The sequence below is a fragment of the Bradyrhizobium sp. MI1.4 genome (assembly GCF_055811315.1).
This window is the reverse complement of sequence record NZ_JBVVPP010000006.1, coordinates 28,219-45,842: the sequence shown is the minus strand read 5'-3', so window position 1 is coordinate 45,842 and position 17,624 is coordinate 28,219. Positions and strand designations below refer to the sequence as shown.

The following is a 17,624-nucleotide window of genomic DNA, read 5'->3' as shown; positions in this document are numbered from 1 at the left end:
GAGCGCAGCTAGCGCTGCGCCCATCGCTGCATTGACCCTACTTCTTGAACCGGTCCCTGATTGCGGCGAGGCCGGAATCATAGACGCCGCCGAGGGCATCGACCGCTTCCTTCTCCCGCCCCGGGTCGGGCGTGTAGATGCCGGTCCATGTCACCACCGATGCGCCTTCACCCTTTGCCGTGACCTTGATGGTCGACTTGTACTGGCTCACCGGCAGTGGGCTCGACAGGAACGCGTAGGAATAGCTGTAGTCTTTGTCGTTCCGCGCAGTCTGCGTCTCCACGAACGAGGCCTTGCCGTCCCTGGTGACGAGCGTCCGGGTTGGCGGCGACTTGCCGTCCGCAATGCACTGCCCCACCGGCGGCAGCCAATCCTTGATCGCGCAGAACGGCCCGATGACGGACCACACCTCGGCCGCAGCACTGCTGACCTCGATGCTCCTCGTCAGATTGGCTGCGGACGCCGGCATGACGCCGACGCCCAGGCCGAGGGTGCAAATCGCGGCGCTGCGAACCGAAACGAGCAATCTGGAAGCCGTTGAATCGTATTTCTTCATGGTAATCTCCTGTGTCCGGCGGGCCGCGATTGCGGCGGCCGGCTTGCCAATGCCGGTCGAATAGACGCTCACCACGGTCCGCGGCCAGTTCAGAGAATGAATCGCTGCTGATACAGAAACTGAACTAGGAAGCCGCGCGCCGCGGCCCTAAGGTTGCGCCTTCGCTTGTCACGGAGGCCCGCATGACCATCGGCAGCTACAGGCAGTTCTGTCCGGTCGCGATGGCGGCCGAGATATTGTGCACGCGCTGGACCGTCGTGCTGCTACGTGAACTCGTCGCCGGCTCGACCCGGTTCAACGAGTTGCGCCGCGGCGTTCCCCGCATGTCGCCTGCGCTGCTTTCCCAGCGCCTCAAGGAACTCGAAGCTGCAGGCATCATCATCCGCCAGCCGTCGGCTTCCGAGCGCGGCGTGATCGAGTATCAGCTGACCGCTTCCGGACGCGAACTCGGCCCCATCGTCGAGGCGTTCGGCATCTGGGGCCAGCGCCGCATCGAGTCGGATCTGTCGCTTCAGCATCTCGATGTCCAGCTGTTGATGTGGGACATGCGGCGGAATTTGAACACGACGCCGATGCCGACCCGCCGCAGCGTGCTGCAGTTCGCGTATCCGGAATTACCTTCGACGCAGCGATTGTGGTGGCTGATCGTCGATCCCGACGACAGTGTCGACCTCTGCTCGATTGATCCCGGTTTCGATGTTGACCTTTACGTGTCGGTTGATCTGCGCACCATGACGGCGATCTGGATGGGACTCGATTCCGTGCGGGCGGCCGCCGCAAGCCGGCGGATGCTGCTCACCGGCGATCGGCAGCTTGCCGCGGCCATGCAAAGTTGGCTCGGCCTTAGCCCGTTCGCCAAGGAACGCAAGCTGGCGAGCTGATCCAGGGCGGCGCAATTCAGTATTTGTATCGCCCCGCTACAGTTCCCGTACTGGCAAGTCCGCGCCGTGTTCTGGCACCAAGTGATGCCCGCCCTTCAACGCGGAGCTGAACTCGAGCCAGGAGACACGACATGACAGCGTATCTGATCGCGGACATCAAAGTGACTGACGGAAAGTGGGTGCCGGACTACGCCGCGTCCGTCCACGAGCTGGTGCACAAGCATGGCGGCAAGTATCTTTCCCGCAGCGGCAATGTGAAAACTCTTGAAGGTGCCCCTCTCGACACATCGCTGATCGCGATCATGTCTTTTCCCACGGCGAAAGCGGCGGAGTCCTTCGTTACTGATCCCGCCTACGGCCGATTCGCGGCAGCGCGCAGGGGCGGCAGCGAGAGCCGCTTCCAGTTGATCGACGATACGGACTTGGCCGGCACGATCCCCTATCTCGCCAAGGCTTGAACTGCGTCTTCGTCAAAAACCCGGCCGCAGGCGCAGACGTGCCCGGCCAACACAGGAGATCGAATGAACGATTCACTCGCCGGCGCCGGCCTGCTTCGCATGCTTTTCGTAGCTTGCAGCGTGGCCTTCGTGCTCGGACTCTCCGGCGTCGCGTCGGCCCGGGTCACACGGTGCGACATTACGTGGGTCAGCTGCAACAATACCTCTGCGAAATGCTCGAGCGAGAGACGGTGCATGCGCAGGTGCGACGAGAAGTATATCAAATGCAGCGGGGGCTCGGCCTCCCTGCAACTGGAGCAGCCGACCGACCTTCCGGAACTTGGCAGACGCCGCTCGTAGCAGATCGTTCCAAGGAGGACAGCGCAGCGCCGGTCGTCGGCGCTGCGTTCTCATGTTGGCCCTAGCTGGGTGGCCTGCCGCCAACCAAAACGCCCGCTTTCCTCTCGATCGGCTTGATCGCCGCGGTGAAATCGGACTCGGCGCCTTCCGCGCTGATGACCGTCTCCCACAACCGGCCGACCGCATCCGCGACTTCCATCGACAGGCCGAGCTGCTTCATCTCCTCCAGCGCCAGCCGCACGTCCTTCACCATCAGTCCCGTGGTGAAGCCGAAGTCGAAACTGCGCGGCAGCACCGAGCGCGGAAATTTGTCGCGACTGGCGGTGTTCATGCCGGAGCCGGCATTGATGACGTCGATCATCACGGCGGGATCGAGTCCGGCCTTGACGCCCATCACTACCGCTTCGGAGGTCGCCACGATTGCGGTGGCCGACAAGAAGTTGTTGGCGAGCTTCATGGTCTGCGCCGCGCCGGGCTTCTCGCCGATAAAGAAAACCTTTCCGATGATCTCGAGCGCGGGCTTGAGCAGCTCGAACTCCGTCTTCGGCCCCGAGACCATCACCGCGAGCGTGCCTTTCTCGGCGCCGCCGACGCCGCCGGAGACGGGGCAGTCGATCTGCACGATGCCATGCTTGGCGAGCAGGCCGTGAATCTTCACCGCCATCGCCGAGCCGACGGTGGAGAGATCGATGAAGCGTTTGACGCTGCTCCCCTCGATCACGCCGTTCGGCCCCGTCGCAACCGCAAGCGAAGCCTGCAGCGAAGGCAGGCTCGCCATGACCGTCTCGACCTGGTCGGCGACCTGCTTCGGCGACGTCGCCGCAGTGGCGCCGCGCGCCACCAACTTGTCAACGACCTCCTGGCGCGCGTCGAACACGACGAGCCGGTTGCCGGCCTCGATCAGCCGTCGCGCCATCGGGAAACCCATGTTTCCGAGGCCGATGAATCCGATGTCCATGGTGTTTCCTTCCCGTTGTCATTGCGAGGAGCGAAGCGACGAAGCAATCCAGACTGTCGCCGCGGAGGGTTCTGGATTGCTTCGCTCCGCTCGCGATGACGAAGCGATAGAGTTAAGAGCGTTAGTCTAGCTCACGCCTTGCCGTCGATCTCGGCGAACACCTCGCGCGCGATCCGAAAACTGTCGACCGCGGCCGGCATGCCACCATAGATTGCGACCTGCATCAGGATCTCGCGGATCTCGTCGCGGCTGACGCCGTTGGTGAGTGCGCCCTTCAGATGCGCGCGGAATTCGTGCTGTCGATTGAGGATCGCGATCATCGCGATGTTGAGCATGCTGCGGGTCTTGCGCGGCAGCTCCTCGCGGCCCCACACGGTGCCCCAGCAATATTCGTTGAGCATCTCCTGGAACGGACGGTTGAAATCGTCGACGCTCTTCAGGGCGTTGTTGACGTAGGCCTCGCCCAGCACCGCTTTGCGGACTTCCAGGCCCTTGTCGTGCATCTTCTTGTCCATGGCGTTTCCTTCTTTTTCCTTGGATGGCGGCGCGGAAATTACGGGGTTGCGGCGGGCCAGTCACGTCCTCGTGTTATGCGGGAAAAGGGGTGTCTCCCGTGCAGGAACGGATGCCTCAGTGCTGCCGTTGTGGTACGCTTCTCTACCGGGCAACCTGGAGAGTTGATTGAACGGCGTCACCCCCGACCCGTCAGACCCGATCCGCGATGGCGACGCTCTGTCGCGGTTGAAGCTGGCGCAAGCCCTGCAGCGGGCCACTTATGCCATCGCGTGGGAGCGTGCCTGGCCAAATTTGGCGCGGCTTCTCACCGTCATCGGTCTGTTCCTGGTGGTGTCCTGGGCCGGCCTCTGGCTGGCGCTGCCGTCCATTGCCCGCGCCATCGGTCTTGTCGTTTTCGCCGGGGTCGCGACTGCCGTCCTGTTCCCGTTGAGTCGCTTCCGCTGGCCGAGCCGCGAGGAGGCGCTGGGCCGACTCGACCGCGGCTCCGGCATCCGTCACCGGCCGGCCACCACGCTGACGGACACGCTGAGCTCGCAGGACCCGGTTGCGCAGGCATTGTGGCGGGCGCAGCGCGAGCGCACGCTGGCTTCGATCAAGCGCATCCGCGCCGGTCTGCCGAAGCCCCGGCTCGCTTTGCATGATCCATGGGCGCTGCGCGCGCTGGTCATGGTGATGCTGGTTGCGACCTTTTTCGCCGCTGGCGACGAGCGTGCGATGCGGCTCGGGGCCGCCTTCCACTGGAACGGCGTGCTGGCCCCGACGAATGTTCGTGTGGATGCCTGGGTCACGCCGCCGCTCTACACCGGCAAGCCGCCGGTCATCCTGTCGGCCGCGAACAAGGAGGCCGCCGCGCTGCCGGCCAGCGGCCCGCTTGCCGTTCCCGCAGGTTCGACGCTGATCGTGCGCTCCTCCGGCGGCAGCCTGGATGTTGTCGTCTCCGGCGGCCTCAAGGACGTCGCGCCCACCGAAGCGGCGCCCAAGGGCACCAACGAGAAGCATTTTACCATCAGCGGCGATGGCACCGCGCATGTCCGCGCGCCCTCCGGCCAGCCGCAATGGGCGTTTGCGGCAACGCCGGACCGTGCGCCGACGATCGCGCTGGCCAAGGATCCCGAGCGCCAAGCCCGTGGCGGACTCCAGCTCACCTACAAGGTCGAGGACGATTACGGCGTCACCGGCGCCGACGCGCAAATCGGCCTGCGTCCCGCCGATGCCAAAGATGGCAGCAAGGAGGCCGACACCAAGGCCACCGCGCGGCCGCTATTCCAACCTCCGCAGTTCCCGCTCGTGCTCCCGAATGCGCGCACCCGCAACGGCGTCGGCCAGACGGTGAAGGACCTCAGCGAGGATCCTTATGCCGGCGCCGATGTCACGCTGACCCTCACTGCCAAGGACGAGGCTGGCAACGAGGCCAGGAGCGAGCCCTTCAACATGCGCCTGCCCGAGCGGCTGTTCACCAATTCGCTCGCGCGCGCGCTGGTCGAACAGCGCCGCATCCTCGCGCTCGACGCCAACAAGAATTCGGATGTCTACGCCGCGCTCGACGCGCTGATGATCGCGCCCGAATTGTTCACGCCGGATGCGGGCTGCTATCTCGGCCTGCGCAGCCTGGCGCAGCAGCTGGAGGCCGCCCGCACCGACGACGCGCTGCGCGAGGTGGTGGGAAGCATGTGGGCGTTCGCGGTCACCATCGAGGACGACGGTGTCGCCGGCAGCGTCAACGCCGCGCTGCGCTCGGCGCAGGATGCGCTCAAGCGGGCGCTCGAACGCGGCGCCAGCGAAGACGAGATCAAGGCGCTGACGCAAAAGCTTCGCGAGGCGATGGCCGGCAAGGTGCGCGATCTCGCCCGGCGCGCCGAGCAGAATCCGCTTGGCCCGCGGCAGCCTTTCCCGGCAGAGGTTCAGCTCATCCTCGACAAGTCCGTCGAGCTGAAACAAAAGACCCAGAACGCCACGCCCGAGCAGCTCGAAGAGCTGGCGAAGCAGCAGGACGCGCTGCGCGAGCAGCTTCAGGCCTATCGGAAGTCGGCGAGCAGCCGGGCGAAGGCGGGCAACGACGGGGCCAACCAGTCGACGCGAGACCGTAAATGCGGAAGCTAGCACGCGTGCCAGTCTTGAAGGCGATCTCGATCGCCTGCCTCGCCTTCCTGTTGGGAGGCGTCTCGCCCGTGGCTGCCCAGCAGGATCAGGATGTCGATGCCCTGCTCGATGGCGCTGAAAAGGCGATGCAGGATTCCGGCGACAGCCTCAGGCAGAAGGAATCCGGCAAGAGCCTGAACAATCAATCCGATGCGATTCAGAAGCTCGAGGACTACAAGCGTGCGACGGAAAAGAGCCAATCCTCCAATCGCGATCGTTCCGTCATCACGCAGCGCGACCTGGACGAATTGCTGAAGCAAATCGAGAAGGCGGCGCGCGAAGGCAATAAAGAAGCGGCCCAGCGCATGCTCGAACAGCTCGCGCAGATCATGGAAAATCTCCAGATGGCGCAGCCCGGGCAATCCGGCGACAGCGACATGGAGCAGGCGCTCAACGAACTCAGCGACATGATCCGCAAGCAGCAGCAATTGCGCGACAAGACTTTCAAGCAGGGGCAGGATTCCCGGCGTGAGCGCTCGCGCGGCAAGCAGCAGGGCGACCAGTCGATGTCGGATCTCCAGCAGGATCAGCAGTCGCTGCGCGACCGCCTGAAGAAGCTGCAGGACGAGCTCGCCAAGCGCGGCCTCACGCAGAAGGGGCAAAAGGGCCAGAAGAGCCAGGGCCAGAAGGGGCAAAAGGGTCAGCAGGGCGAGCAGGGACAGCCGGGCCAGGATGGCGATCAGGACGGTGACCAGGGCGATGACGACGGCAGTCTGGACGCCGCCGACGGGGCCATGGGCGATGCCGGCTCGCAGCTCGGCGAAGGCAATTCGGATGGTGCCGTGGACTCGCAGGGGAAAGCTCTCGAGGCCTTGCGCAAGGGCGCGCAGAAGATGGCCGAGGCGATGCAGCAGGGCGATGGCGACGGGCAGGGCGATGGCCCCGGCAACCGGCCCGGTCGTCAGCAGAGCGGCGGCAATCAGACCGATCCGCTCGGTCGCCCACTTCACGGCCGCGATCTGAGCGACGACTACACGGTCAAGATCCCCGGCGAGATCGACGCCCAGCGCGTCCGCCGCATCCTCGAGGAGCTCCGCCGCCGCTTGGGGGACAGCTCGCGCCCGCAGATCGAGCTCGATTACATCGAGCGGCTGCTGAAGGATTTTTGAGTTCTCTGTCATCGCCCGGCTTGACCGGGCGATCCAGTACTCCGAGACGGTTGTGATTCAATCGAGAGGCTGCGGCGTACTGGATGCCCCGGTCAAGCCGGGGCATGACAGCGGAATACGTGGCGCCCCGACGCCGCTACCCCTTCTTCGCCGCCAGCGCGTCCGCCACCGCCGTGCGGATGTCGGCGACCGAGAACGGCTTGGTCACGACGTCATGCACCAGCGCATTGAGGTTCGAGGCGCGCTCGCGCTGGTCGGCAAAGCCGGTCATCAGCAGAATGGTCAAATCGGGGAAATCGCGTGCGACAGAAAGCGCCAGCGCGATGCCGTCCATCACCGGCATCTGGATGTCGGTGAGCAGCAGGTCGAACCTGCCGTCCGCGCGCGTGAGGATCTCCAGCGCCTCGGCGCCGTCTTGCGCGGTGACGATCTCGTGGCCGTCCATGGCGATGGCGCGCGCCACCAGCTGGCGCATCGAATCCTCGTCGTCGGCGATCAGGATCTTGGACATGAGACCAACCTTGGGATCAATCTCGCCACCAACTTTGCCTGCGAGACCTGCGAAATCGATTATACGCTGCCGCCGGCGATGTCGCGCCGGTTGAAGAAGCGAACGTCGATATTGCGGCCCTCCGGCGGCGGCGAGGCCAGGCGCGAGCGGAAGAAGGCGCGCTCGCCGGGCTGTAGCACGGTCTGTTCCAGAACGGCGTTCCAGGCGTAGATTTCCGCGCCTTGCGCGTCGCGCACTGCGAAGCGCAAGCGGGGAATGTCGAGCGGCTTCTTGCCCTGTCCCACGATCACGCCCTCGATCACCAGCACCTGCTTACCGTCTACTGTCTCGCTGGAGAGCTTGACGTCCTTGAAGGCGAGTGCGCGCAGGTTAACTTCGAGGCCAACCATCCTGTAGAAGGCTGCCGTCTGCGGCAGCAGCCGCACCATGTCTCCGCGCCAGATCACCAGCGCCAGGACCAGCGCGCCCATGGCGGCGCAGGCGGTCGGCAGGCCGAAATGGGATTTTCGCGGGGCCGCCGTGGCCACCGGACGGCGCACTCGCGCGCCGCGGCGACGGCCGAACAGGCCACGGAACCAGGACTGGTGCTGTTCGCCGCCGACTTCCTCCTCAACGGATCGGGCGGCCGCGGACCATTCGTCCTCGGTGTCGGCGGCTTCCTGGTCCGGCCAGTCGCTGGCGATCGAGGGGCTGTCAACGACAGGCGCGTCAGCGGCTCCGTCGTCCTGGGCATAGGAGTTCCATTGCTCGGCGAGATCGGCCTGGTCGTCGGCCCGGCTGGCCGCGGCCATGGCCGGCACAGATGCCTCCTCGATGGCATCCTCGGCATGGGCGACCCACGTTTCCTTGCAACGGGAACAGCGCACGGTCCGGCCGTTCGCCCCAAGGCTCGCGGGCTTGATGGCGTAGGATGTCGTACAATGAGGGCAGACGATATGCATGGACGAGCCTTGATGCATGGACAAGTCTTGACCGTGACACGGTCGTGGAGAACCGAGACGGAAAGATGCTACCAATTATGCTACAGGACGACCGTTAACGAACCGGAAACCATAACGGCCGCAAAACCCGCGGATCGCGTGTGGCGGAGCACAGCCGTGCGGCCCGCGGCCTCTCTCGAACGGAGCTGAGCTTGGTTCGGTTCGAAAATGTCGGATTGCGTTACGGCCTGGGGCCCGAGGTCCTGCGCGACCTCAACTTCCAGATCCCGGCGCATTCCTTCCAGTTCCTCACCGGCCCGTCCGGCGCCGGCAAGACCTCGTTGCTGCGCCTGTTGTTCCTCTCGCATCGCCCGACGCGGGGGCTCGTCAATTTGTTCGGTCACGACATCTCGCAGCTCGGCAAGGACGAGATCGCAGACTTGCGCAAGCGCATCGGCATCGTGCTCCAGGATTTCCGCCTGCTCGATCACATGACGACCTATGAAAACGTGGCGCTGCCGTTCCGCGTGATGGGCCGCAGCGAATCGAGCTACCGCAAGGAGGTCATCGATCTCCTGAAATGGGTTGGGCTCGGCGAGCGCATGGACGCGCTGCCGCCGATCCTGTCCGGCGGCGAAAAGCAGCGCGCGGCAATCGCGCGCGCCGTGATCTCGCGGCCGCAGCTGCTGCTGGCCGACGAGCCAACCGGCAGCGTCGATCCGACGCTCGGTCGCCGCCTGCTGCGGCTGTTCATCGAGCTCAACAAGTCAGGCACCGCCGTCATCATCGCCACCCACGATATCGCCCTGATGGACCAGTACGAGGCGCGACGCTTCGTGCTGCACCAGGGACGGCTGCACGTCTATGAATAGGCCCGACGAGCGCGGCGTGCTGGTCGATCTCGGGCAGGAGGGGCCGCCGCTTCCGGCCCGGGCGCGCAATATGTCGCCGATCGTGCCGCGCGCCTCGATCCACGGCCGCGCGCTGGTCGCCGTTGTCGCCATCATGACCTTCCTGGCCTCGATGACGACCGGCACGGTGCTGCTGGTGAGCGCCTCCGCCGCCGAATGGCAGTCGGATGTCGCGAGCGAGATCACCATTCAGGTCCGGCCGCAGACGGGCCGCGATCTCGAACGCGACACCGCGGCGGTGACCGAGGCCATGCGCGCGCAAGCCGGCATCGTCGAGGTCAAGCCGTTCACGAAGGACGAGAGCGGCAAGCTGCTCGAGCCCTGGCTCGGCACCGGGCTGTCGATGGACGATCTGCCGGTCCCGCGCATGATCATCGCGCGCGTGCAGCCCGGCACGGCGCTCGATCTCGGCGCCTTGCGCGCCCGCGTGACCCAGGTGGCGCCAAGCGCCAGCGTCGACGATCACCGCGCCTGGATCGAGCGCATGCGCTCGATGACCAACGCCACCGTGCTCGCCGGTCTCGGCATCCTCGCGCTCGTCATCGTCGCCACCATCATCTCGGTGTCGTTCGCAACCCGCGGCGCCATGGCGGCGAACCGTCCGATCGTCGAGGTGCTGCATTTCGTCGGCGCCGGCGACCGCTACATCGCCAACCGCTTCCTGCGTCATTTCCTCAGGCTGGGGCTGGAGGGCGGCGTGATCGGCGGCGGCGCCGCCATGCTGGTGTTCGGCTTCTCCGAGTCGATTGCAGGCTGGTTTTCGGGCACTCCCGTCGGCGACCAGTTCGCCGCGCTGCTCGGCACCTTCTCGCTGCGGCCGTCCGGCTACATCGTGCTCGCGGTGCAGGCCGTGCTGATCGGCGCCATCACCGCGGTCGCCTCGCGCCAGACGCTGTTCGCGACGCTGAATGATGTCGATTGAGATGGTTTTCTTCCTTCTCCCCTTGTGGGAGAAGGTGGCGCGAAGCGCCGGATGAGGGGTTCTATCCACGTGCACGAACGTCGAGGCGAGTTCGCGGAGACATACCCCTCACCCGTCTCGCCGCTATCGCGGCGAGCCACCCTCTCCCACAAGGGGAGAGGGGAAATCTGGTTCGCGGCCCCAGCGCTTCGCCACATAGTTTGAGGCCGACAAACCGGACTCCACTTCGCCTCAAAACGTCCTAAAATCACCTCTGGGAAGGGATCACCGACATCGCATGAGCGCGCCGACCGACGATCGATCGCCGAAACTGCCGCGCGGCTGGCTGCGCGCGGCCGTGATGTCGACGATTGCGCTCGCCTTCGTCGGCGCGGCGGCGGGCTTTATTGCGTTTCTGTCGCAATTGCGCGGCGCCGAGATCGCGCCGGACCGCAAGGCGGACGGCATCGTGGTGCTCACCGGCGGCTCCTCGCGGGTGTCGGATGCGATGGAGCTGCTCGCTGCCGGCTACGGCAGGAGGCTCCTGATCTCCGGCGTACACCCGGCCTCGACGGCGAGCGACATCTCCCGGACGCTGCCGGAGAACCAGTCTTTCATGCGTTGCTGCGTCGATCTCGACCGCACGGCGGTCTCGACCCGTGGCAATGCCGCGGAAGCGCGGCGCTGGGCCGCGGGACGCGGCTTCAAATCGCTGATCGTGGTCACCTCGAACTATCATATGCCGCGCGCGCTGGTGGAATTCTCGCATGCGATGCCGGAGGCGACACTGATCCCGTTCGTGGTGGTCGGCGACAAATGGCGCGAGGAGCCGTGGTGGACCTCGGCGTCCACTTTGCGGCTGCTGCTGTCGGAATATGTCAAGTATATCGCGGCCGAGGTCAGGGTGCGGCTGGAGGATTTCGGGATTGACCTTTCGCCCGAGATGTCGGAGCAGCCTTCCGGGCTGCAGGCGAAGCGGCCCGCCACCGCACAGGCCAATTGATCGGCAACTGATCGGCAATTGATCGGATCCTCGATGTTCTTGATTTTCCTGCGATCGCTCGTGTTCAACGTGCTGTTCTACACCGTGCTGGTGTGCCTCGCGATCGTGGCGCTGCCGACCTTCGCATTGCCGCCGCGCGCCATGCTCACGGTCGCGCAATGGTGGGCAAAGGCGACGCTGTTTCTGATGCGGGCTGTCTGCAACATCAAGGTGGAATTCCGCGGCCTCGAAAAGATCCCGAGGGGACCATTGGTCGTTGTGGCGAAGCACCAGTCGTTCTGGGAGACGTTCGTCTTGCCGGGCTTCTTCGACCGTCCGATTTTCATCCTCAAGCGTCAGCTCATGCAGATCCCGGTGTTCGGCCAGTTCCTGGTCAAGACCGGGATGATCGCGATCGACCGCAATGCCGGCGTCAAGGCGCTGCTGGACATGACGCGGCGGGCGCGGGAGGCGGTGCGCAGCGGCGGGCAGCTCGTGATCTTTCCCGAAGGCACGCGTCGCGCCCCGGGCGCGCCACCGGACTACAAGAGCGGCTTCGCGCAGATCTATTCGTCCTGCGGCGCGCCGTGCCTGCCGATCGCGCTCAATTCCGGCCTGTTCTGGCCGCGCCGCACCTTCATGCGCTATCCCGGCACGCTGGTGGTGGAATTCCTCGATCCGCTGCCGCCGGGCTTGCCCAAGGACGAGTATCTCTCCCGTGTGCAAACGGTGATCGAAGACGCGACCGGTCGCCTCGTCGAAGCGGGCCGCAAGGAGCAGGAGCAGCTGATCGGCTCGGCGCCGAGCTATGCGCCGTTGGAGAGCTAGCGGTTTTCCCGATCGTCCGCCGGAGCCTCGTGCGGAGAATGCGCATCACCATGCAGCATCATGGCAAGCTGATGCAGCTGCGCATCGCGAAAGCCTTCGGCTTCGATCGCCTTCACCGTCGCAGTCACGTAGTCGCGGTTGGCGCCGGACTGGCCGTGGCCCTGGAGCACGTGGCGATGCTGGTCGGTGAGCGACAGCCGACCGGCATATTGCACATGGCCGCGGTCGACGACATAGGCGAGCGCGGAGACGCGCTGCCGCGCATCGTTCTCCAGCCACACCGAGCGCATGACTTCGCGATAGACCGACGTCACCTGCTCGCGCGCGCGCAGATAGGCGACGACGTCGGCGCGGTTCTTTTCGGCGACGCGGAAGGCGATGCCGCGGCAGGCGCCGCCGCGGTCGAGGCCGAGCACCAGACCCGGCTTCTCCGGCGTGCCACGGTGGACGAAGGAATAGACACAGAGCGCGCGGTGCTCGCCGACCAGCCGCGCGGGGACGCGCTCCTCGAATTCGAAACCCGGCCGCCACATCAGCGAGCCGTAGCCGAACACCCAGAGGTCGCCTTTGGCTGTGGTGACGGAGGGGAGGGTGATTTCCGACATTTCGGGCACGGCTACCAGAACCGCGCCCCCAAGCGAAGCGAATTCTCCGCCTTTCGGAGCACGCCAACCTCGCTTACATTTGACAAAATCAGGGGTCAAAGGGTCGCCGCATGTCCGATATGACCGTTGCCGCACGCCGGCGCTCCCGCTGGGGCCTTTTCATCGCCCCTGTCATCCTCCTGATCCTCGCGGTGGCGTGGAGCTGCTTCTGGTTCTATGCGGCGTCGCAGGCCGAAATCGCCGCCGATGCCTGGCGCGCGCAGGAGGCCAAATCCGGCCGCGTCTATGATTGCGCCAAGCGCTCGATCGCGGGCTTCCCCTTCCGCTTCGAGGTCCAGTGTTCGGGCGCCAGCGTCGCCCTGGTGTCGCAGAACGCCAGCAAGACGCCGTTCACGGCGAAGCTCGACAACATCCTGGTCGTCGCCCAGGTCTACGATCCCAAGCGCGTCATCGCGGAATTTACCGCACCCGCGACGCTCACTGACGGCGTCACGCAGAGCACCTTCGTGGTGAACTGGAGCAAGGGGCGCAGCAGCGTGGTCGGCCTGCCCGCCGTGCCGGAGCGCGCCTCCATCGTGTTCGAGGAGCCGACGGTCAATCGTGTCGACGGCAGCGTGCAGGTGCCGCTCGCGCGCGCGAAACAGGTCGAGCTGCATGGACGCCTCGCGGATGGATCGCCGTCCGACCATCCCGTGATCGAGACCGTGCTCCAGATCGCGCAGGGCAGTATCCAGGGCGTTCATCCGCTGCTCGCCGAGCCGTTCGAGGCCGACACGCGGGCGAAGATCACCGGACTGTCCGACCTCACGCCAAAGCCGTGGCCGCAGCGCTTCCGCGAGATCCAGGCCGCCGGCGGCCATATCGAGATCGTACAGTCCCGGATCCAGCAGGGCGAGATGATCGCGGTTGCGGCCGGCACGCTCGGGCTCTCGGCCAACGGCCGTCTCGATGGCGAATTGCAGATGACGGTGACGGGTCTCGAGCGCGTGATCCCCGCGCTCGGCATCGAGAAGATGCTGGAGGAGGGGGTGCCGCAGGCAACCCTCGACCGCGTCGCGCCCGGCGTGAAGTCGCAGGACCTCAACAATCTGTTCGGTGCGCTCGACCGCGCCGTTCCCGGCCTCGGCAAGGTCATCAAGCAGAACGCCAATGCCGGCGTTGCCGCCGGCATCAATTCGATCGGCACCGAGAGCACGCTGGAAGGCAAGAAGGCTCGCAGCTTCCCGCTGAAGTTCGTCGACGGCGCCGTGCTGCTCGGCCCGGTCAAGGTCGGCCAGATCCCGCCGCTGTATTAAGGTCGTGAATTCATAAACCTGCCGGGCGGACAGCTCGGTCCGTCTGATGCGTTCGAAACTGTGAACAGATCGCTTCTGCGAAGAGCTTCTTGTCGGCGCCGGTGACGCAACCTGCGAGGTTCTCTCCTGCGTCGGGCGAGGAGTGCGTCAGCGCGTCTGGACAGGTAGCGTTCTGCCGCCCTATTGAAGACCAACTGACGGCTCTAAGGTCGCGGCCAAATTATCTGGGGTTCGGGGGAAACAATGCGCGCGTTGAATTGTCTCGTGGCAGCATCGCTGCTCGTTGCCTCGCTTCAGACCGCAACCGCCAAGGATAGCGAACATTGGGTGGTGTCCTGGACGGGCGCGGTTCAGGGCCCATACCCCGTCGGCAATCCGTCAGCCCAGCCCGAACAGAAATTCGCGTTTCCCGAGCCTGCGGCCGGTGCGCGGGACCAGACCTTTCGCCTGATCGTGCGGCCGGATATCTGGGGCCGTCAGGCCCGCATCCGGCTCAGCAACGCCTTCGGCACCAAACCCGTCACGTTTGACGGCGTTTACGTCGGCCTGCAGTCGGGCAGTGCCGCGTTGATCCGCGGCTCCAACATTCCGGTTACGTTCGCCGGCACGGCTTCCGTTACGGTGTCGCCGGGGAATTCGGTCTGGAGCGATGCGATCGCGCTGCCGTTTGCAAAGCGGCCCGATGACCTCGCCGGCCGCCGGCTTGCGGTCAGTTTTCATGTCGCCGGCCAGAGCGGTCCGATGACCTGGCACGCCAAAGCGCTGACCACCTCCTATGTCAGTGCGCCCGGCGCCGGCGCGAAGGGCGCCCTGGAAGACGAGGCTTCCTTCCCCTATGCGACTGCGTCATGGTTCTTCCTCGATGCGATCGAGATGACTGCGCCTGCCGATGCCTTCGCCATCATGGCGTTTGGGGATTCGATTACCGACGGGACCGCCTCAACCATGAATGGCGAGGATCGCTGGCCCAACGTGCTGTCGCGTCGCCTGAAGGCGGTCTACGGCAACAAGGTTGCCGTAGTGAATGGCGGCATCGGTGGCAACCAAATCGCAGGCCCGGCCGAATATGGTCCCGACAAACCGTACGCGGGCGGCCCCGCTTCGGGCCAGCGGCTCGAGCGTGACGTGCTGTCGCTGTCCGGCATATCGAGCCTGATCTGGCTGGAAGGTATCAACGATTTCAGCAAGAACGGCAATTTTACCGCCGACCAAGTCATCGCCGCGATGAAGGATGGCGTCGCGAGGCTACGTGCGAAATGGCCGCAAGCCCGGATCATCGGCGCCACCGTCGTTTCGGCATTGGGTAGCACCAGCGCGGCACATGGTTTTCCCGAGCAGGATGACAAGCGCAAGGCGCTCAACGCATTCATCCGTAGCTCGGGGACATTCGACGGTGTAATCGATTTTGATCGGGCGACGCTCGATCCGGCCTCGGGTGGCCTCAAGCCGGAGTTCGTTCCCGAAAGCACGACTGGTGGCGCCGGCGACAAGCTTCATCCCAACCGCACCGGATATCTGGCGATGGGACAGGCCATCGACCTCGAGCTGTTCAAGCCGGGAAAGATTAGTCGTAGCGCGAAGCAGTAGGATGGATTCAGAGTCTCCTCTCTCCATTCATCGCCCTCAGCTGTCGTAACTCCCTCCATGCGGGTTACGAGCTGAACTCACGGCCGCTTCGCCGGATCGTGATGACCGGCCGGGAATGCCGAGCCGCAAACTCCGCTCTCTCTCCATGTCGGCCGCACGATGATGCGGTCGCCCAGGCAGGAGAGATATCATGACCAAGTCCAGGCTGTTCATTGCCGGTATCGCCATCTCGACCACGCTCGCGACGCCCGCGTTCGCGCAGTGGCAATGGCAGTCGCAGGAGCCGGCAGCATACGCCTCGATGTATCCGAACGGTGATCGCAACGTCTCGAATCCCACGACGCGGGAGACGATGGCCTTCGTCCCCTCGCCGAAATCACCGCGCCCAACGGTGATGCGCGCGACCAAGGGCAAATAGCCGCCATCCACCACTTGGCCGTCGCGAACTGGGCCCGGTCATGTCCCGGCCGGGCCCAATGCGCGTTGCCTTGAACGAGGCCTTGAAAAGTTGCCTTGGACAATCGCGACAGTCGCGCGTGCGGATCGACAGCCAACGAAAATATTCCAAACAGGATCGTCAGGAAAACGTGATGCAGAAGATGCACGGCGCCGCGAATAACCGCAGCCGCATTCAAATCACTCCACACCAGGGAAGCATGCATGCGCCGGAGATGGCGCGCGGAATCCAATCCGCTTCCCAAATGGAGGAAGCTTCAAGTGCGGATCATCAATTGCGGACTGATGCTGGGTATTCTCGCTGCCTGTTCAGGGCAGGCGCATGCCGACGACAATGTCACAACTGAAATCCACTCGCTGAAGGCGAAGCTGAAGGAGCTCCAGCAGCGCGTGGACTCCGAGGCGCGCAAGACGCGACAGGGTGAAGCGCAGGCGAAGGCCGTTCAGTTACCAGCAAGTTACAAGGCGCTCGCCGCCGATCCATGTGCGGCCGGCAAGGTCTGCTACAAGGGCGTGACGTTGACCTTCGGTGGCTGGGTCGATCTCACCGGCGTCTACCGCTCGCGCAATCTCGCTTCCGATACCGGCTCGGTCTACAACTTCATCCCCTATCAGCAGAGCCGCAACTTCAACATCCCGGAAACGCGCTTCTCGGCACGTCAGAGCAGGTTCTCGGTGCTGGCCGAGGGCAATGCCGATGCCGACACGCACCTCGCGGGTTATGGCGAGATCGATTTCGAAGGTGCGGCTCAGACGGCGAGCTCGGTTGCGACCAACTCGTTCAATCCGCGCATGCGGCAGCTCAGCCTGGAACTGGACCGCAGCGATCTCGGTCTTCACTTCCTCGCCGGGCAATCCTGGTCGCTGAACGCGCCGACCAAGTCCGGCATCGATCCTCGTGGCGTCGATGCGCCCGGCGTGATCGACTTCGAATCCGTTCCGGGATTTCTTGCCTGAATCAGGTGCCCGACGTCACGGTCAAGGCCGCCTGGGACCCAAGGCTCGGGCCCTATAAGTTGCATGTCGAGGGGTGGGCGCTCTACCGCCAGCTGTTCGACCGTTTCAACAACGCCAACCACCCCTACGACACCGGAAGCTTCGGCGGACACATCTTCGTCGAGCTGATTCCGAAAACCCTCGATCTTCAGCTCTATGGCTCGCACGGCGTGCTGGGCCGCTTCACGGCAACACCGTTCGCCGACGCGGCGGTGGCGCAGGACGGCACCATCCTCCCGCTGACGATCACGGCGGCCGCCGTCGGCCTGATCTGGCACGCGACTCCCAGCCTCGATGTCTACTCCTATGCAGGCCTCGAAAAGGCCAAGGCGAATTTCGCCAATGTTGGAACGGTGCCGTTCGGCTACGGCAATCCGCTCTACAACAACACCGGCTGCTTCACCGAAAACTCGGCGGGCGCGACCTGCAACGGCAACACCAGGGAGGTTCGGCAGATCACGGCCGGGATCTACGACACCATCTACCAAGGCAATTTCGGGACGCTCAAAGCCGGCCTGCAATATTCCTACACGCAACGGTTCGCGTTCGCCGGCGTCGGCGGCGCGCCGAAGACCGACGACAACGTCGTCATGACGCAGATCCGGTACTACCCATTCTAGTCACGGAGCCACGCAGGCTCGTAGCCCGGATGGAGCGAAGCGCGATCCGGGAATCC

The 17,624-nt window shown here is 64.8% G+C and carries 19 protein-coding genes; 13 read left to right on the top strand and 6 right to left on the bottom strand.

Going from position 1 to position 17,624, the window contains the following annotated elements:
• Positions 1-37: 37 nt before the first annotated feature.
• Positions 38-556, bottom strand: a complete 519-nt coding sequence (locus tag AC0L23_RS08935; RefSeq protein WP_026232494.1) for an SRPBCC family protein — start codon at positions 554-556, stop codon at positions 38-40.
• A 182-nt stretch (positions 557-738) separates the two neighbouring features.
• Here AC0L23_RS08935 and AC0L23_RS08930 point away from each other — a divergent pair, with 182 nt between their 5' ends.
• Positions 739-1,437 carry a winged helix-turn-helix transcriptional regulator gene (locus tag AC0L23_RS08930; RefSeq protein WP_018453247.1) on the top strand — a complete coding sequence of 233 codons (699 nt, stop codon included), beginning with the start codon at positions 739-741 and terminating at the stop codon, positions 1,435-1,437.
• Positions 1,438-1,568: 131 nt separating this feature from the next.
• Positions 1,569-1,895, top strand: a complete 327-nt coding sequence (locus AC0L23_RS08925; protein ID WP_018453248.1) for a DUF1330 domain-containing protein — start codon at positions 1,569-1,571, stop codon at positions 1,893-1,895.
• A 400-nt stretch (positions 1,896-2,295) separates the two neighbouring features.
• Here the strand turns inward: AC0L23_RS08925 and AC0L23_RS08920 are convergent, their stop codons facing one another.
• Both AC0L23_RS08920 and AC0L23_RS08915 read right to left on the bottom strand, forming a co-directional pair.
• Entirely contained in the window at positions 2,296-3,192 is an 897-nt protein-coding gene (locus AC0L23_RS08920; protein WP_085361192.1) for an NAD(P)-dependent oxidoreductase, read from the bottom strand.
• 131 nt (positions 3,193-3,323) lie between these two features.
• Positions 3,324-3,707, bottom strand: coding sequence for a carboxymuconolactone decarboxylase family protein (locus AC0L23_RS08915; protein WP_027514149.1), 384 nt, complete (start codon positions 3,705-3,707; stop codon positions 3,324-3,326).
• 166 nt (positions 3,708-3,873) lie between these two features.
• Here AC0L23_RS08915 and AC0L23_RS08910 point away from each other — a divergent pair, with 166 nt between their 5' ends.
• A complete protein-coding gene (locus AC0L23_RS08910; RefSeq protein ID WP_085361193.1) occupies positions 3,874-5,808 on the top strand; it encodes a TIGR02302 family protein in 1,935 nt (644 codons plus the stop codon).
• Complete coding sequence (locus AC0L23_RS08905) at positions 5,796-6,956, top strand: DUF4175 family protein (protein ID WP_085361194.1); 1,161 nt, start codon at positions 5,796-5,798, stop codon at positions 6,954-6,956. The genes AC0L23_RS08910 and AC0L23_RS08905 overlap by 13 nt, the downstream gene beginning before the upstream one ends.
• 136 nt (positions 6,957-7,092) lie before the next feature.
• Here the strand turns inward: AC0L23_RS08905 and AC0L23_RS08900 are convergent, their stop codons facing one another.
• Together AC0L23_RS08900 and AC0L23_RS08895 are read right to left on the bottom strand one after the other, a co-directional pair.
• Positions 7,093-7,467 (bottom strand): response regulator, encoded by a 375-nt coding sequence (locus tag AC0L23_RS08900; protein WP_018453253.1) that lies wholly within the window; start codon positions 7,465-7,467, stop codon positions 7,093-7,095.
• Positions 7,468-7,526: 59 nt separating this feature from the next.
• Positions 7,527-8,408 carry an MJ0042-type zinc finger domain-containing protein gene (locus AC0L23_RS08895; RefSeq protein ID WP_085385492.1) on the bottom strand — a complete coding sequence of 294 codons (882 nt, stop codon included), beginning with the start codon at positions 8,406-8,408 and terminating at the stop codon, positions 7,527-7,529.
• A 191-nt stretch (positions 8,409-8,599) separates the two neighbouring features.
• Between AC0L23_RS08895 and ftsE the strand changes: the two genes are divergently transcribed.
• The 4 genes from ftsE (at position 8,600) to AC0L23_RS08875 (ending at position 12,009) form a co-directional block, all read left to right on the top strand.
• Positions 8,600-9,259 (top strand): cell division ATP-binding protein FtsE, encoded by a 660-nt coding sequence (ftsE, locus tag AC0L23_RS08890; protein WP_008135325.1) that lies wholly within the window; start codon positions 8,600-8,602, stop codon positions 9,257-9,259.
• A complete protein-coding gene (locus AC0L23_RS08885) occupies positions 9,252-10,220 on the top strand; it encodes a cell division protein FtsX (protein ID WP_007597308.1) in 969 nt (322 codons plus the stop codon). The genes ftsE and AC0L23_RS08885 overlap by 8 nt, the downstream gene beginning before the upstream one ends.
• A gap of 277 nt (positions 10,221-10,497) precedes the next feature.
• Entirely contained in the window at positions 10,498-11,202 is a 705-nt protein-coding gene (locus AC0L23_RS08880; RefSeq protein WP_085361196.1) for a YdcF family protein, read from the top strand.
• A 33-nt stretch (positions 11,203-11,235) separates the two neighbouring features.
• Entirely contained in the window at positions 11,236-12,009 is a 774-nt protein-coding gene (locus tag AC0L23_RS08875; RefSeq protein WP_085361285.1) for a lysophospholipid acyltransferase family protein, read from the top strand.
• Here the strand turns inward: AC0L23_RS08875 and AC0L23_RS08870 are convergent.
• Positions 12,006-12,614 carry a gamma-glutamylcyclotransferase gene (locus AC0L23_RS08870; RefSeq protein ID WP_085385490.1) on the bottom strand — a complete coding sequence of 203 codons (609 nt, stop codon included), beginning with the start codon at positions 12,612-12,614 and terminating at the stop codon, positions 12,006-12,008. The two genes, AC0L23_RS08875 and AC0L23_RS08870, sit on opposite strands and share 4 nt — an antisense overlap.
• A gap of 110 nt (positions 12,615-12,724) precedes the next feature.
• Between AC0L23_RS08870 and AC0L23_RS08865 the strand changes: the two genes are divergently transcribed.
• From AC0L23_RS08865 to AC0L23_RS08845, 5 genes are all read left to right on the top strand, one after another.
• Complete coding sequence (locus AC0L23_RS08865; RefSeq protein WP_085361198.1) at positions 12,725-13,909, top strand: DUF2125 domain-containing protein; 1,185 nt, start codon at positions 12,725-12,727, stop codon at positions 13,907-13,909.
• Between the two features lie 243 nt (positions 13,910-14,152).
• Positions 14,153-15,496, top strand: coding sequence for a GDSL-type esterase/lipase family protein (locus AC0L23_RS08860; protein WP_085361199.1), 1,344 nt, complete (start codon positions 14,153-14,155; stop codon positions 15,494-15,496).
• Between the two features lie 190 nt (positions 15,497-15,686).
• Positions 15,687-15,914, top strand: coding sequence for a hypothetical protein (locus AC0L23_RS08855; RefSeq protein WP_085361200.1), 228 nt, complete (start codon positions 15,687-15,689; stop codon positions 15,912-15,914).
• 299 nt (positions 15,915-16,213) lie between these two features.
• Entirely contained in the window at positions 16,214-16,909 is a 696-nt protein-coding gene (locus tag AC0L23_RS08850) for a hypothetical protein (RefSeq protein ID WP_240543318.1), read from the top strand.
• Between the two features lie 5 nt (positions 16,910-16,914).
• A complete protein-coding gene (locus tag AC0L23_RS08845; RefSeq protein WP_240543319.1) occupies positions 16,915-17,568 on the top strand; it encodes a hypothetical protein in 654 nt (217 codons plus the stop codon).
• Positions 17,569-17,624: the final 56 nt, after the last annotated feature.

Bases quoted from the DNA above. Each gene is read 5' to 3' on its own strand.
- AC0L23_RS08860 (WP_085361199.1), top strand. From the start codon at position 14,153: ATGCGCGCGTTGAATTGTCTCGTGGCAGCATCGCTGCTCGTTGCCTCG.
- AC0L23_RS08920 (WP_085361192.1), bottom strand. From the start codon at position 3,192: ATGGACATCGGATTCATCGGCCTCGGAAACATGGGTTTCCCGATGGCG.
- AC0L23_RS08875 (WP_085361285.1), top strand. From the start codon at position 11,236: ATGTTCTTGATTTTCCTGCGATCGCTCGTGTTCAACGTGCTGTTCTAC.
- AC0L23_RS08930 (WP_018453247.1), top strand. From the start codon at position 739: ATGACCATCGGCAGCTACAGGCAGTTCTGTCCGGTCGCGATGGCGGCC.
- AC0L23_RS08865 (WP_085361198.1), top strand. From the start codon at position 12,725: ATGTCCGATATGACCGTTGCCGCACGCCGGCGCTCCCGCTGGGGCCTT.
- AC0L23_RS08925 (WP_018453248.1), top strand. From the start codon at position 1,569: ATGACAGCGTATCTGATCGCGGACATCAAAGTGACTGACGGAAAGTGG.
- AC0L23_RS08900 (WP_018453253.1), bottom strand. From the start codon at position 7,467: ATGTCCAAGATCCTGATCGCCGACGACGAGGATTCGATGCGCCAGCTG.
- AC0L23_RS08885 (WP_007597308.1), top strand. From the start codon at position 9,252: ATGAATAGGCCCGACGAGCGCGGCGTGCTGGTCGATCTCGGGCAGGAG.
- AC0L23_RS08915 (WP_027514149.1), bottom strand. From the start codon at position 3,707: ATGGACAAGAAGATGCACGACAAGGGCCTGGAAGTCCGCAAAGCGGTG.
- AC0L23_RS08880 (WP_085361196.1), top strand. From the start codon at position 10,498: ATGAGCGCGCCGACCGACGATCGATCGCCGAAACTGCCGCGCGGCTGG.
- AC0L23_RS08855 (WP_085361200.1), top strand. From the start codon at position 15,687: ATGACCAAGTCCAGGCTGTTCATTGCCGGTATCGCCATCTCGACCACG.
- AC0L23_RS08870 (WP_085385490.1), bottom strand. From the start codon at position 12,614: ATGTCGGAAATCACCCTCCCCTCCGTCACCACAGCCAAAGGCGACCTC.
- AC0L23_RS08895 (WP_085385492.1), bottom strand. From the start codon at position 8,408: ATGCATATCGTCTGCCCTCATTGTACGACATCCTACGCCATCAAGCCC.
- AC0L23_RS08935 (WP_026232494.1), bottom strand. From the start codon at position 556: ATGAAGAAATACGATTCAACGGCTTCCAGATTGCTCGTTTCGGTTCGC.
- AC0L23_RS08905 (WP_085361194.1), top strand. From the start codon at position 5,796: ATGCGGAAGCTAGCACGCGTGCCAGTCTTGAAGGCGATCTCGATCGCC.